12 protein-coding genes and 1 tRNA gene are annotated in these 12,992 nt (G+C 65.5%); 7 read left to right on the top strand and 6 right to left on the bottom strand.

The window, feature by feature from the left end; all coding sequences use genetic code 11:
• Nucleotides 1-65: 65 nt before the first annotated feature.
• Both ACOABP_RS10640 and mutM read right to left on the bottom strand, forming a co-directional pair.
• A complete protein-coding gene (locus ACOABP_RS10640; RefSeq protein WP_474224939.1) occupies nt 66-2,009 on the bottom strand; it encodes a dynamin family protein in 1,944 nt (647 codons plus the stop codon).
• A gap of 381 nt (nt 2,010-2,390) precedes the next feature.
• Nucleotides 2,391-3,296 (bottom strand): bifunctional DNA-formamidopyrimidine glycosylase/DNA-(apurinic or apyrimidinic site) lyase, encoded by a 906-nt coding sequence (gene mutM, locus ACOABP_RS10635; protein ID WP_474224938.1) that lies wholly within the window; start codon nt 3,294-3,296, stop codon nt 2,391-2,393.
• A gap of 271 nt (nt 3,297-3,567) precedes the next feature.
• Here mutM and ACOABP_RS10630 point away from each other — a divergent pair, with 271 nt between their 5' ends.
• The 7 genes from ACOABP_RS10630 to pth all read left to right on the top strand — a co-directional run bounded on the left by ACOABP_RS10630 (nt 3,568) and on the right by pth (nt 9,733).
• Entirely contained in the window at nt 3,568-5,385 is a 1,818-nt protein-coding gene (locus ACOABP_RS10630) for a tetratricopeptide repeat protein (protein ID WP_474224937.1), read from the top strand.
• A gap of 179 nt (nt 5,386-5,564) precedes the next feature.
• Nucleotides 5,565-6,179, top strand: a complete 615-nt coding sequence (locus ACOABP_RS10625) for an outer membrane lipoprotein LolB (protein WP_474224936.1) — start codon at nt 5,565-5,567, stop codon at nt 6,177-6,179.
• Nucleotides 6,180-6,187: 8 nt separating this feature from the next.
• Entirely contained in the window at nt 6,188-7,066 is an 879-nt protein-coding gene (gene ispE, locus ACOABP_RS10620) for a 4-(cytidine 5'-diphospho)-2-C-methyl-D-erythritol kinase (protein ID WP_474224934.1), read from the top strand.
• Nucleotides 7,067-7,131: 65 nt separating this feature from the next.
• Nucleotides 7,132-7,208: transfer RNA gene (locus ACOABP_RS10615), tRNA-Gln, on the top strand.
• Nucleotides 7,209-7,303: 95 nt separating this feature from the next.
• Nucleotides 7,304-8,257: a ribose-phosphate pyrophosphokinase gene (locus tag ACOABP_RS10610; RefSeq protein ID WP_066739710.1), complete on the top strand. Its 954-nt coding sequence runs from the start codon at nt 7,304-7,306 to the stop codon at nt 8,255-8,257.
• A 164-nt stretch (nt 8,258-8,421) separates the two neighbouring features.
• Nucleotides 8,422-9,033 (top strand): 50S ribosomal protein L25/general stress protein Ctc, encoded by a 612-nt coding sequence (locus ACOABP_RS10605; protein WP_092603182.1) that lies wholly within the window; start codon nt 8,422-8,424, stop codon nt 9,031-9,033.
• A 103-nt stretch (nt 9,034-9,136) separates the two neighbouring features.
• Entirely contained in the window at nt 9,137-9,733 is a 597-nt protein-coding gene (pth, locus tag ACOABP_RS10600) for an aminoacyl-tRNA hydrolase (protein WP_474224933.1), read from the top strand.
• A 120-nt stretch (nt 9,734-9,853) separates the two neighbouring features.
• Here pth and ACOABP_RS10595 read toward each other — a convergent pair whose 3' ends face one another.
• The 4 genes from ACOABP_RS10595 to ACOABP_RS10580 all read right to left on the bottom strand — a co-directional run bounded on the left by ACOABP_RS10595 (nt 9,854) and on the right by ACOABP_RS10580 (nt 12,974).
• The gene (locus ACOABP_RS10595) at nt 9,854-10,114 is read right to left on the bottom strand and encodes a YfhL family 4Fe-4S dicluster ferredoxin (protein WP_066739904.1); all 261 of its coding nucleotides are present in this window, start codon (nt 10,112-10,114) and stop codon (nt 9,854-9,856) included.
• Nucleotides 10,115-10,180: 66 nt separating this feature from the next.
• Nucleotides 10,181-10,666, bottom strand: a complete 486-nt coding sequence (gene coaD, locus ACOABP_RS10590; RefSeq protein WP_066739714.1) for a pantetheine-phosphate adenylyltransferase — start codon at nt 10,664-10,666, stop codon at nt 10,181-10,183.
• A gap of 237 nt (nt 10,667-10,903) precedes the next feature.
• Complete coding sequence (rsmD, locus tag ACOABP_RS10585; protein WP_474224932.1) at nt 10,904-11,536, bottom strand: 16S rRNA (guanine(966)-N(2))-methyltransferase RsmD; 633 nt, start codon at nt 11,534-11,536, stop codon at nt 10,904-10,906.
• Between the two features lie 73 nt (nt 11,537-11,609).
• Nucleotides 11,610-12,974 carry a M16 family metallopeptidase gene (locus tag ACOABP_RS10580; RefSeq protein WP_474224931.1) on the bottom strand — a complete coding sequence of 455 codons (1,365 nt, stop codon included), beginning with the start codon at nt 12,972-12,974 and terminating at the stop codon, nt 11,610-11,612.
• Nucleotides 12,975-12,992 lie beyond the last annotated feature (18 nt).

Below are 12,992 nucleotides of genomic sequence, written 5' to 3'. Positions count from 1 at the left end.
GTGTCTGGAAAAGAAAAAGCGCCGCTCGAAGGCGGCGCCACATGATACCAACGATGACGGAACGGCTATGCCGCGCGCACCGCGGCCTCCACCGGCACATCGAGCAGCTTGCGCGTGAAGGACTCGATCCTGGTGCTGCGGTCGTCCAGCCCGTTCAGTACATCCTCCAGCTCGGCGATGCGGCTTTCCAGCGTGTCGGTGGCTTCGTGGATGCGTTCGATCGAATCCACGCGGCGGCGCAACTGCTTCTGGTGCTCGCGCACCTGCGCTTCCAGCGGCGTCATCACCGACTTGAGCCAGATCTCGATATCGCGGTTCAGGTCGCGGAAGTTCTCCAGCACGCGGCTGGCCATGGTCGCGAAGGCGTTCTGCACCAGCTGCGGACGCGACCGCGTCAGCATGTTCACGGTGCCGAAGTGCGCGTTGACCAGCGCCAGCGTCTCCTGCAGCTCGGCCGTGTAGCGCGACGTCACGAACTGCATCGGCGACGGCAGCGTGAAGCCATGCTCGGCATTGAAGCGGCGGTACATGCTGTCCACCAGCTGGTGCAGGCCGGCGATCTTCTGGTCTGCATCCTGGATCAGGCCGGTCAGCTGGCCGAACAGCGCCTCCATGTCTTCGCGCAGGCCGCGCGAGAAGAAGCGTTCCTTCATCTGCTCGCGCTTGTCGCGCATCGTGCGGCGCACGTCGCGCAGCTGCAGGCTCTTGATGATGTCGGCGCTGTGGCGGCCGAACACCAGGCGCAGCGCCTGGAACTTGGCGATGCTCTGCTCGAACTCTTCCTTCTCGCTCTGCACGCGCATCAGCATGTGCTTGACCATCGCGTGGTTCTTGCCGCGCAGACCGCGCAGTTCGAACAGCTGCTCGACGATATCGCGCCTGCGGCTCTGCAGCAGTTGCTGCGCGCCGCGCGACATGTCCTGCACCAGGCGATGCACCTGGTCGGACACGATCTCGCGCCGCTGCGGAATCAGCTGGTCGGACAGCACGTGCTCGAACTGCATCAGGTTGCTGCGAACCAGCATGGCCTGATCGTGCGTGACCTTGGCCACCAGGCCCTTCTGCGCCGACACCGGATAGACGCGGCGCTCCTCGATACCCAGCGTCTGCGCCGTGGTGCGAACCTGGCGCGAGATTTCGCCGGCAATCTGGGGCGACGACTTCAGCGGGTCCCACAGGCCGTCGATCTTGTTCAGCACGGCCAGGCAGCCGCGGCGATGGCCGGCGCCCACATGGCTGCGCCAGAGTGCGAGGTCGCTCTTGGTCACGCCAGCGTCGGCGGCCAGCACGAACACCACCACGTGCGCGTCGGGAATCAGCCGCAGCGTCAGTTCCGGCTCGGTACCGATCGCGTTCAGGCCCGGCGTGTCCAGGATCACCAGCCCCTGGCGAAGCAGCGGGTGCGGGAAGTTGATCACCGCATGGCGCCAGCGCGAGATTTCTACCATGCCGTCGGCGTCTACCGAATACGCGGCATCGGGATCGTTCTCGTTGTACAGGCCCAGCGATTCGGCCATGGCCGGCGTCACGCGCGTGGTTTCCACCACGTGCTGGAAGGCGGCCAGCATGCCCTCGGGCGACGACGGATCCAGCGGCACCGTGGTCCAGTGCGAGTTGGACGAGCCGGGCTCCATGAAGTCGGCCGTCGAGGCGTCCTGCAGGCGCGTTTCGATCGGCAGCAGCCGGATGCATGGCTGCTCGTTTTCGTCGTAGCGCAGCTCGGTCGGACACATCGTCGTCCGTCCGGCGGACGAAGGCAGGATGCGGCGACCGTAGTCGGCAAAGAAGATGGCGTTGATCAGCTCGCTCTTGCCGCGCGAAAACTCGGCAATGAACGCCACCTTGAGGCGGTCGCTCTTGAGCACGCTCTGGATGCGCTGGGCGCGGTCGTCCGCGGTAGCGTCATGCAGGTCGTACTGTTGCAGCCAGGACTGGAATTCGGCGAGTGACTGAAGGACCCCGGTTCTCCAGGCGCCATATTGTTCGAATTGATGGGCGAGGCTCGTCATGAGTGATTCGCTGTGTCGGCTCGGATTTATGGTTTTGGGCGCGTATCGCACGACTGGCGCCGGGCTTGTCCGTTGACCCGCGGACCCGAAGCCAGTCGTCCCGCCAGATGCCCTTGTCATATGGGCGAATCCGGCAGTTTTTGTAACTTTTTATGACTGCGCACACGATACAGGTTTCCGGACACATTTTGTGGAATTCGCGTCCCTTGTTGCGGTTCTGTGCCCGGAGTGTTGCGCCGACCCATCGGCAATGTATTGCAACAATATTTCCGCATCGGATTGCCATCGTCGGCTTCGTGCCGGCCGGACCCTGCGGTTGCTTCCTCAACCCCGCCTGGGGCCGGCCCCCGTGCTGGCCTCAGTGCTGCCCCCGTGCTGGCCTCAGTGCTGGCAGTGCGGGCAGTAGAAGGTCGAACGCTGGCCCTGGACGATCTGCCGGATCGGAGTGCCGCAAACGCGACATGGCTCGCCGGCGCGGTCATAGACCAGGCAGTCCAGCTGGAAGTAGCCGCTGCTGCCGTCGCTGCCCACAAAGTCGCGCAGCGTGCTGCCGCCCCGCGCGATGGCTTCGGTCAGCGTTTCGCGCACGGCGGCGGCCAGCTTGTCGCAGCGCGCCAGACTGATCTTGCCGGCCGGCGTGGTGGGACGGATGCCCGCCCGGAACAGGCTTTCGGAGCAGTAGATATTGCCCACCCCGACGACAATCTCCCCGGCCAGCAGCGCCTGCTTGATCGCCACCGACCGGCCACGCGTGAGCCGATGGAACCAGGCGCCGTCGAAACGCGGGTCGAATGGCTCGATGCCGAGCCGGCGCAGCAGCGGGTGTTCGGAGAGTGCCGCTTCGGCCAGCGGCGTCCAGATGATGGCGCCGAAGCGGCGCGGGTCGCGGAATCGCAGCACCATGGTGGCACCGTCCTGCGCCTCGCCCGGCGCGTCGGCCGGTGCCAGTGCGATATCGAGGTGATCGTGGGCCCCGGCCGGCGGTGCATCGGGATACACGCGCAGCGTGCCGGTCATGCCCAGGTGGACAAGCAGCCAGCCCGGGGCGTCGTCCCCGGGGGCAAGGCTCCTCTCGCCAGCGGGCGCCGCCGGCAGGCATTCGAGCAGCAGGTATTTGCCGCGCCGTTCGATACGGCCGATCACCCGGCCGGTCAGGCGCGCCTCGAGCTCGGGCTCCACAGGCCAGCGCAGCCCGCGATGACGCACGGTCACGTGAACGATGCGGCGACCCACCACATGCGGCAGCAATCCGCGCCGCGTGACTTCGACTTCCGGTAGTTCTGGCATGCGCCCCGTGTCTCCCGGCCGGCATCCGGCCCAGCTTTCTCAACCTCGCAGAACCTATGGGCAGCTTTTGCGCTCCAATGACGCAGGGAATCCCTGCCGCCAGGCCAGCATTGTGCGGGTTCCCATACGTAAGCGCCCTGCGAGGCAAGCAGCGCATTGTAGCGGCAGGCTACAATGGCCCCATCCATTCCCACGCCCCGTGCGCCGGAGCTTTGATTTCATGCCGGACCAAATCTTGCCCTCTCAAGCCATGCGCCCGGAAGCCATCCCCATGAATACATTCCGTTTCCGTCGCCATGCGCGCGCCCTGGGCGTGGCCGCGTGCCTGGCGTTTGCTTCGCTGGCCCACGCCGCCCCGGCAACGGCCGCGCAGGACGATGACGAAGTCATCGAAGTGCCTGCGCCGTCAAATGCCAAGGCAGCACGTACGCCGCTGCCGGATGTCGCGCTGACGCCGGACATCCTGTACCGCGTGCTGGCAGCCGAAATTTCGATGCAGCGCGGGCTGGTGGGACCGGCCTACCGCACCTACATGGATCTGGCCCGCGAAACCCGCGATCCGCGCCTGGCGCAACGGGCCACGGAAATCGCCTTCAATGCGCGCGTTGCGCAGCAGGCACTCGACGGGGCGCGCCTCTGGGCCGACCTGGCACCGAAATCGCCCGCGGCACGGCAGGTCCTGTCGACGCTGCTGGTCCTGAACGGACGCTGGGAGGACGCTGAACCGCTGCTGGTGCAGCAACTGGCGGCGGCCCCGGCCAACCATCGCGGCGAAGCGATCCTGCTGCTGCAGCAGCAGATGGCGCGCACCAGCGATCCGGCCGGTGCGGTCGGCGTGCTCCAGCGCATCACGGCCAACGACGCAAAGCTGGCGGAAACGCACTTGGCCCTGGCGCGTGCGCGCGAGGCCGCCGGCGACAATGCCGGCGCACTGGCCGAGCTGGACCAGGCGCTGCGCATCAAGCCCGACCTGGAACCCGCCGCGCTGATGGCGGCCGAACTCCAGGCCGAATCGGCCACCGACAAGTCGATCGAGGTGCTCAAGCGGTTCCTGGCCAAGTCGCCGTCGTCGGTCAATGGTCACATCACGCTGGCGCGCCTGTACCTGCAGAAGAACGACATGGAGGCCGCGCGCGCCGAATTCGAGGTGCTGCGCAAGGTGGCCCCGAACGATCCGCGCGTGCCGCTGGCACTGGGGCTGACCAGCCTGCAGGCCCGCAGCTATGACGAAGCCGAACGCTATCTGAAGGAATACCTGCAGATGGCCGAGAAGTCGCCGGCCGCCAGCCCCGACATCGCGTACCAGTACCTGGCCCAGATCGCCGAGGAGAAGAAGGACTACGCGGCGGCCATCGGCTGGCTCGACAAGATCGAGGACAGCCGCCTCGCCACCGCGGCGCAGGCCAAGCGCGGGCAGTTGCTGGCGCGCATGGGCAAGCTCGACGATGCCCAGGCCGTGTTCGGCGACCTGCTGGCCGATGCCGAGGATATTTCCGATCCGGTGCAGCGCGCCCAGCGCATGACCGCGATCCGCCAGGCCGAAGTGGGCGCGCTGCTCGACGTCAAGGCCTACGATCGCGCCCGCAAGGTGCTGAACGAACGCGTGAAGGTCGAGCCCGACAATGCGGACTGGCTCTATGAACTGGCGATGCTCGACGAGCGCGAGAAGCGCTACGACAGCATGGAAACGGGCCTGCGCAAGGTCATCGCCCTTCAGCCGGAGCAGAAGCAGGGCTACAACGCGCTTGGCTATTCGCTGGCCGACCGCAACGAGCGCCTGCCCGAAGCGCGCAAGCTGCTGGAACGCGCATCGGAGCTGGGCCCCGACGATCCGTACATCATGGACAGCCTCGCGTGGGTAAAGTATCGCCAGGGTGAACTGCAGCCCGCCGCCGACCTGCTGAAGACCGCCTACAGCAAGGCGCCCGAAGCCGAGATCGGCGCGCACCTGGGCGAGGTGCTCTGGCAGCTTGGCCAGCACGAGGAAGCCCGCAAGACGTGGACCGAGGCCGCCAAGGTGGAACCCGAGAATCCCACGCTGATCGACACGCTGCGCCGCTACAACCAGAGCGTATCGCTGTCCAAGTAGCCTGCATGGCGTACCATGCCTAGCCGCCCGGGCCCCGCGCCCGGGCGCTGCTTTCTGACGACTGACCGTGCGTCGCGGCATGGAACGACCGGCCCTGCCAGCGCCTTGGTCGACGCCGCAATCGCCGCCTTGTGTCGCCAGCAAATATCCAACGCCGTTCAACTTCCGCCAACTTGCACATGCTCCGATCCCGACGACTGGCCCTGCTCTGCGTGGCCGCCCCGCTCTGGCTTGCCGCGTGCAGCACCATCACGCCATCCCGCAGTTTCGACGCCGGCGAGGCGGCGCGCAGCGAGCACTACACCGGTCGCTTTGCCGCCAACTACACGCGCTACGGCCGCAGCGAGGGCGTGCAGGGGAGCTTCCGCTGGCAGGAACAAGGGCGCAACGTGCGACTCGACCTGATCTCGCCGCTGGGACAGACGCTGGCCGTGGTCACCAGCACCCCGTCCGGCGCCACGCTCGACCTGCCCAACGAAAAGCCGCGCAATGCACCCGAGGTGGACAGCCTGATGGAGCAGGCGCTGGGCTTCTCGCTGCCGGTCGCCGGCATGCGCGACTGGCTGCACGCGCGCCCCGCACCGGGCGCGCCGGCCAGCGTCACGCGCGACACGAACGGACGCCCCGACACGCTGAAGCAGAATGGCTGGACCGTGCGCTACCTGGCCTGGCAGGACACCCCCGAAGGCGCCTCCACCCCATCGACCCAGCCGCGCCGCATCGACATGGCGCGCGACGGCAACGAAGCGCCGCTGTCCGTGCGGCTGGTGATTGACCCGAAATCCGAACAATGACGCAAGCCATGACCGCAGGCACCACCCTGCCGCCCGCCGAACTGCGCAACTGCCCCGCGCCGGCCAAGCTCAACCTGTTCCTGCACGTGACGGGCCGCCGCCCTGACGGCTACCACACGCTGCAAACGGTGTTCCAGTTGATCGACTGGTCGGACACCCTGCACTTCCGCCGCCGCGACGACGGCGTGATCGCGCGTGTCACCGACATCCCGGGCGTGCCGGCCGACACCGACCTGGTGGTGCGTGCGGCGCGCGCGCTGCAGCTGGCCTGCGGCACGCGGTTCGGTGCCGACATCGCCATCGACAAGATCCTGCCGATGGGCGGCGGCATCGGCGGCGGATCGTCCGACGCAGCCACCACGCTGCTGGCGCTGAACCATCTCTGGGGCGCGGGCGTGCCGCGTGAAGAACTGATGCGCATCGGCCTGGCGCTGGGCGCCGACGTGCCCGTTTTCGTGTTCGGCCAGAACGCCTTTGCCGAAGGCGTGGGCGAGGAACTGACGCCCGTGGACCTGCCCGACAGCTGGTTCGTAGTTATCCATCCGCGCCAGCATGTACCGACTGCTGCAATTTTTTCGGATGAGCGCTTGACAAGGGATTCCCCGATCTCTATAGTTGCGGACTTCGCTGCTTGCACAAACAAATTCGCTTTCGGTCGCAACGACTTGCAAGCGATAGCAACAGCGAAATTCGGCGAAGTTGCCCGAGCCCTTGAATGGCTGAGACAATACAGTCCGCATGCAAGGATGACCGGTTCCGGAGCCTGCGTATTTGCCCGTTTCGAAGACGAGCACGATGCGCAGAAGGTGATGGAAAGGTTGCCGTCCGATTGGGATGGCAGGTGTGTGAAAAGCTTGTCTCACCACCCGCTCGCAACATTCGCATAGCAGGTTTTCGTTTGGCGAAGTACTGAAGTAAAGTTCGGTTCGGCGACAGACGTTAAAGGTTGTGTAGGGGAGTCGCCAAGTTGGTCAAGGCACCGGATTTTGATTCCGGCATTCGAAGGTTCGAATCCTTCTTCCCCTGCCATTACTTCCTATAGTGTCCTGAACGGACATGCAGATATCGCTACCGGCGCTGGCCGGTGGCGCAAAGCTCCCCCAGCAGCAAGACAGGTGCCCCGAATGAGCGTCGAAGGCTTGATGGTATTTACCGGCAACGCCAACCCTAAACTCGCGGAGGCTGTCGTACAGCACCTCGGCATTCCGCTGGGCAAGGCCCTGGTTGGCCGTTTCTCCGACGGTGAAGTTCAGGTCGAAATCCAGGAAAACGTTCGCGGCAAGCACGTCATCGTGCTGCAGTCCACCTGCGCGCCGACCAACGACAACCTGATGGAACTGATGGTGATGGTCGATGCGCTCAAGCGCGCCTCGGCACGCAGCATCACCGCCGCCATGCCTTACTTTGGCTATGCGCGCCAGGATCGCCGTCCGCGTTCCGCCCGCGTGGCCATCTCGGCCAAGATCGTGGCCAACATGCTCGAAGTTGCCGGTGTGGACCGCGTCCTGACGATGGACCTGCACGCCGACCAGATCCAGGGCTTCTTCGATATCCCCGTCGACAACATCTACGCTTCGCCGGTACTGCTGGGTGACCTGCGCGAGAAGAGCTACGGCGACCTGCTGGTGGTTTCGCCGGACGTCGGCGGCGTGGTGCGTGCCCGTGCGCTGGCCAAGCAGCTCGACTGCGACCTGGCCATCATCGACAAGCGTCGTCCCAAGGCCAACGTGTCCGAGGTGATGAACATCATCGGTGAAGTGGCTGGCCGCAACTGCGTGATCATGGACGACATGATCGATACCGGCGGCACGCTGTGCAAGGCTGCCCAGGTGCTGAAGGAACGCGGCGCGCTGAAGGTGTTTGCGTACTGTACGCACCCGGTGCTGTCGGGCGGTGCCGCTGCCCGCATCGCGGCTTCGGAACTGGACGAAGTGGTGGTCTGCGACACGATCCCGCTGTCCGACGAAGCCCGCCAGTCCGGCAAGATCCGCCAGGTTTCGACCGCCCCGCTGCTGGCCGAGACCTTCACCCGGATCGTCAAGGGCGACTCGATCATGTCGCTGTTTGCCGACCACTGAGCGGTAAACAAGCGCAGGGCTTGCAAAAGCCTGCTAGAATTTTGGGTTTACCGCATTGGCCACCTCAGGGTGGCCAATGTGATTCATGCGGTACGGTTTGATTGTCGTATCGTCAGTCGAGGCTGTCTGGTCGCGGACGGCCTTCTTCACATCTGGAGTTGAACATGAAAGTAGTCGCTTTCGAGCGTAGCGTACAGGGAACGGGTGCGAGCCGCCGCCTGCGCAATTCGGGCAAGACCCCCGGCATCATCTACGGCGGCGCCGCCGAGCCGAAGATGATCGAACTGGATCACAACGCCCTGTGGCACGCCCTGAAGAAGGAAGCGTTCCACTCGTCGATCCTGGACCTGGAAGTGGCTGGCAAGGCTGAAAAGGCCCTGCTGCGCGCATTCCAGATGCACCCGTTCAAGCCGATGGTGCTGCACGTTGACTTCCAGCGCGTGTCGGCCACGGAAAAGATCCACGTGAAGGTGCCCCTGCACTTCATGAACCAGGAAACCGCTCCTGGCGTGAAGCTGGGCCACGGCATCGTGAACCACATCCTGAACGACCTGGAAGTGTCGTGCCTGCCGGCCGACCTGCCCGAGTTCATCGAAGTGGACCTGGCCGCAGCCGAGCTGAACCAGACCATCCACCTGTCGGACCTGAAGCTGCCGAAGGGCGTGACCGCCATCACCCACGGCGACGACAACCCGGCCGTGGCCAGCATCTCGCTGCCGGCTGGTGCCCAGTCGTCCGAAGCTGCTGAAGGCGAAGGCGAAACGCCGGCTGCCTAAGCTGCCTGCGCTTCACGAAAAGACCGCCGGTTCGCCGGCGGTTTTTTTTCGTACGCCGTTTTCGCGTATCCTTTCACGCCTGCTTTTTCGCTTTCTTCAGCCCATGATCAAGCTCATCGTCGGCCTCGGCAATCCCGGGGCGGAATACGAGGCCACCCGTCACAACGCCGGTTTCTGGCTGGTCGACCAGCTCTCCCGCGCGGGCGGCACCACGCTGCGTGTGGAAGGCCGCTTCCACGGCCTGGCCGGCCGTGCGCGCCTGTGGGACCAGGACATCTGGCTGCTCAAGCCGTCCACGTTCATGAACCGCTCGGGCCTGTCCGTGGTGTCGCTGGCGCGCTTCTACAAGATCCTGCCTGACGAGATCGTTGTGGCACATGACGAGATGGACCTGCCGGCCGGCTCGGTCAAGCTCAAGCGCGGTGGCGGCTCGGGCGGCCACAACGGCCTGAAGGACATCTCGGCCCACCTGACCACCCAGGATTACTGGCGTCTGCGCCTGGGCGTAGGCCATCCGCGCAATGCGCCGGGCGGTTCCGCCGGCGGACGTGACGATGTGGTCAATTTTGTGCTGAAGCCGCCACGCAAGGAAGAACAGGAAGCCATCGACGAAGCCATCGACCGCTGCATGGGCCCACTGGGTATCCTGGCGCGCGGCGAGAGCGAGCGCGCGATGATGGAATTGCACACGGGCCGCTGATCCGCCACGCGGTGTCGCGCCATGAAAAAACCCCGCCGGCCTTGCGGTCGTGCGGGGTTTTTCGTTTCTGCTTGTCTGCTTTGTGGGGCCGGAACGAAGTGGCCGGATGTGCCTCCGGCTTCAGGCCGCGTGCTTGGCCGCCGTGAGCAGCCGGTAGCGTTGCATCAGCACCTCGTGCGTTTCGATGCGGTTCGGATCCTTCGGAATGCAGGCCACAGGACAGACCTGCTGGCATTGCGGTTCATCGAAGTGGCCGACGCACTCGGTGCACTTGTTGGGGTCGATCTCATAGATCTCGGGCCCCATCGAGATGGCTTCGTTCGGGCACTCGGGTTCACAAACGTCGCAATTGATGCAGTCGTCGGTGATCAGTAGCGCCATGATGGTTCCTTCCAGCGACCCGCCCGCGCCCGGACTGGCCACGTCGGCGGAATCGAAGCCCGTATTTTATTCCGGTTTGCCAATCTTCTCCTGAAGCCAGCGCTCCACGGAGGGGAAGACAAACTTGCTGACATCGCCACCAAGCACGGCGATCTCGCGCACGAACGTGCCGGAGATGAACTGGTACTGGTCGGACGGCGTCAGGAACATCGTCTCGACATCGGGCAGCAGGTAGCGGTTCATGCCGGCCATCTGGAATTCGTATTCGAAGTCCGAGACCGCGCGCAGCCCCCTTACGATCACGCGCGCATTGTTCTTGCGTACGAAATCCTTGAGCAGGCCCGAAAAGCCTTCCACCCTGACGTTCGGGTAGTGGCCCAGCACTTCGCGGGCAATGCCGATGCGCTCTTCGAGCGAGAAGAACGGGCGCTTGTTCGGGCTGTGCGCCACGCCGACCACGAGTTCGTCGAAGATATTCGACGCACGACGGACGAGATCCTCGTGTCCCCGGGTCATGGGATCAAAAGTACCGGGATAGACGGCGACGACCATGTTTCCTCCTTTGGGGCTGCCCGTTGCCGGCCCGCGATGCCGGGGCCGCTCTCGAATACTGCCTGCGTGACGGGCGTTGGACAAACAACAGCGGCGTAGTGTAACCCCAAACGCAGCTTTTGGAAGTCCGCCCGGCCGCCTTTTTGCCGCATTGCAGCAGGGCCGCAAACGCTTGCCCGGCGCGGCAAACCGCCTGGCAGTCGTCATATGACCAGCGTTATCCGAAGGTACCCGTTCCTAGTCCGCCCCGTTGCCGGCGCGATGCTGCAGCAGGTGGAAATGCACGGCGCCGGCGCGCGCCTGGCGAATGATCTCCAGCGACGCCGGCACCGGCGCGTCGGCGCCGATCAGTGCCTTGTCCGATTCGACGTAGACCACGCCGCCCGGCCGGGTCAGGCGCGCCGCGTGTTCCAGCGCGGGCCCGATCCAGTCTTCGGCAAACGGCGGATCCAGGAACACCACGTCAAAGCCGGCGGCCGGCATCTGCGCGGCTGCGGCGAATGCGTCGGCCTGGACGATCCGTACCTGCGAGGCGTCGAGCTTGTACTGGTTGTCGCGCAGCTGCTTCGCCACGCGCGGGTTGGCCTCGACCATCGTCACCGCCGCCGCGCCACGCGAGGCGGCCTCGAATCCCAGCGCCCCCGAACCCGCGAACAGGTCCAGGCATGTCAGGCCGGCCAGGTCCTGACCCAGCCAGTTGAACAACGTTTCCCGGACACGGTCAGGCGTGGGACGCAGTCCTTCGGCTTCAAGCACCGGCAGCAACGAACGTTTCCAGCGGCCGCCGATGATGCGCACCTGGGCCGGTGTCTGGCGGGACAGAGAAGTTCGCCCGCGCGGTGCGGGCGAAGGTCGGGATTGCGGATTCATGCCGTGATTGTAGAGCCTGCCTCGCCCCGGCACAGCGCCGCGACGTGCCCTGCCCCACGATCAGGCAGGAAGATCACTTTTCCGGGCCACCGACGATGACCGTCGCCATGGCGTCCGGATGCACATGGCGCTGGAAGGCCGCACGCACCTGATCGCGCGTCACCTTGTTGATCTGGGCGGTCCACGTGTCCAGGTAGTCGAGCGGCAGGCCGTACCAGCCGATGTTGGCGACGTTGGTCAGCAGCTTGCGGTTGCTGTCGATACGCAGCGGGAAGCCATTGACCAGGTTGTCCTTCGCCGCCTTCAGCTCGGCGTCGGTCGGGCCCTGCGCCACGTACTGGGCCAGGATCTGACGCACCAGGCCGAGCGCCTCGTTGGTGTTTTCCTTCTTGGTCTGCAGCGTGATGCTGAACGGCCCCGGCTGCTTGGAAGGCGCGAAGTAGCTGTCCACGCCGTAGGTCAGGCCCCGCTTTTCGCGCACCTGGTCGGTCAGGCGCGAGCTGAAGCCGCCGCCGCCCAGCACGTAGTTACCCACCAGCAGCGGAAAGTAGTCGGGATCGCCACGGGCGATGGCCGGCGCGCCGATCGCCACGCTGGCCTGCTGCGCCGGGTGCGGAATACGCTTCTCGCTGGCCGGGATCGTCATCTGCACGTCGGGCAGTTTCGGTGCCGCCGTGCCATCGGGCAGGCCACGCGTCATGTCCTCGGCAATCTGCTCGGCCTGCTTGCGGTCGATGGCGCCGATAAGGGTCACCACGGCGCGTTTGGCCGTGTAGTTGTCGCGCCAGAACTTCAGCAGGTCATCGCGCGTGATCGCCCCCACCGATTCCGGCGTGGCGGAAACGCCATACGGATGGGTAGGATAGATCGCCTTCGACAGCGTCTTGTCGGCGATCACACCGGGGCGCGTATCGCCCTCGCGAATGGCCGTGATCAGGCGCTGCTTCTCGCGCGCCACCACCGCGTCGGGATAGGCCGGCGCCTTGATCAGCTGCCCCGCCAGGCGCAGTGACTGCTCACGTTCCGACGAAGCCGTCAGCGTACGGAGGCCAATGCCACCCCGGTCACCTCCGGCGGCGCCGCCAAAATCGGCGCCGGTATCGGCAAAGGCGTCGGCAATCTGGGCCTCGTTGCGGGCGGGTTGCCCGTCCTGCGCGTTCGCGCCCTTGTCGAGCAGCGCCGCGGTCAGCGTGGCCAGGCCGGACTTGCCGGGCGGGTCATAGCGGCTGCCGGCGTCGAAGTCGATATTGACGTCGAGCATCGGGATCGACGGACTCGGCACGAAAAACACCTTGGCGCCGGTGGATGCCGTCCAGCTTTCAATGGGAATGGCGGCCTGGGCAACGGTGCCGGCCAGCAGCGCGGCGGCCCCGCAGGCGGCGCCAGCCAGGCGGCGCAACAGACGCGGAGACGCAATGGTCATGACGGACAGGGACATTCTTTCTCCTTGGACTCT

The organism is Cupriavidus sp. HE11 (assembly GCF_056097175.1).
The sequence above is the reverse complement of the archived record's forward strand: the minus strand, read 5'-3'. Positions and strand labels throughout refer to the sequence as shown.

What these genes read in the sequence shown, in the direction of transcription:
- mutM (WP_474224938.1), bottom strand. Translation starts at nt 3,296, where the DNA reads ATGCCAGAACTACCGGAAGTCGAAGTCACGCGGCGCGGATTGCTGCCG.
- coaD (WP_066739714.1), bottom strand. Translation starts at nt 10,666, where the DNA reads ATGGTCGTCGCCGTCTATCCCGGTACTTTTGATCCCATGACCCGGGGA.
- pth (WP_474224933.1), top strand. Translation starts at nt 9,137, where the DNA reads ATGATCAAGCTCATCGTCGGCCTCGGCAATCCCGGGGCGGAATACGAG.
- ACOABP_RS10640 (WP_474224939.1), bottom strand. Translation starts at nt 2,009, where the DNA reads ATGACGAGCCTCGCCCATCAATTCGAACAATATGGCGCCTGGAGAACC.
- ispE (WP_474224934.1), top strand. Translation starts at nt 6,188, where the DNA reads ATGACCGCAGGCACCACCCTGCCGCCCGCCGAACTGCGCAACTGCCCC.
- ACOABP_RS10605 (WP_092603182.1), top strand. Translation starts at nt 8,422, where the DNA reads ATGAAAGTAGTCGCTTTCGAGCGTAGCGTACAGGGAACGGGTGCGAGC.
- ACOABP_RS10630 (WP_474224937.1), top strand. Translation starts at nt 3,568, where the DNA reads ATGAATACATTCCGTTTCCGTCGCCATGCGCGCGCCCTGGGCGTGGCC.
- ACOABP_RS10595 (WP_066739904.1), bottom strand. Translation starts at nt 10,114, where the DNA reads ATGGCGCTACTGATCACCGACGACTGCATCAATTGCGACGTTTGTGAA.
- ACOABP_RS10580 (WP_474224931.1), bottom strand. Translation starts at nt 12,974, where the DNA reads ATGTCCCTGTCCGTCATGACCATTGCGTCTCCGCGTCTGTTGCGCCGC.
- ACOABP_RS10610 (WP_066739710.1), top strand. Translation starts at nt 7,304, where the DNA reads ATGAGCGTCGAAGGCTTGATGGTATTTACCGGCAACGCCAACCCTAAA.
- ACOABP_RS10625 (WP_474224936.1), top strand. Translation starts at nt 5,565, where the DNA reads ATGCTCCGATCCCGACGACTGGCCCTGCTCTGCGTGGCCGCCCCGCTC.
- rsmD (WP_474224932.1), bottom strand. Translation starts at nt 11,536, where the DNA reads ATGAATCCGCAATCCCGACCTTCGCCCGCACCGCGCGGGCGAACTTCT.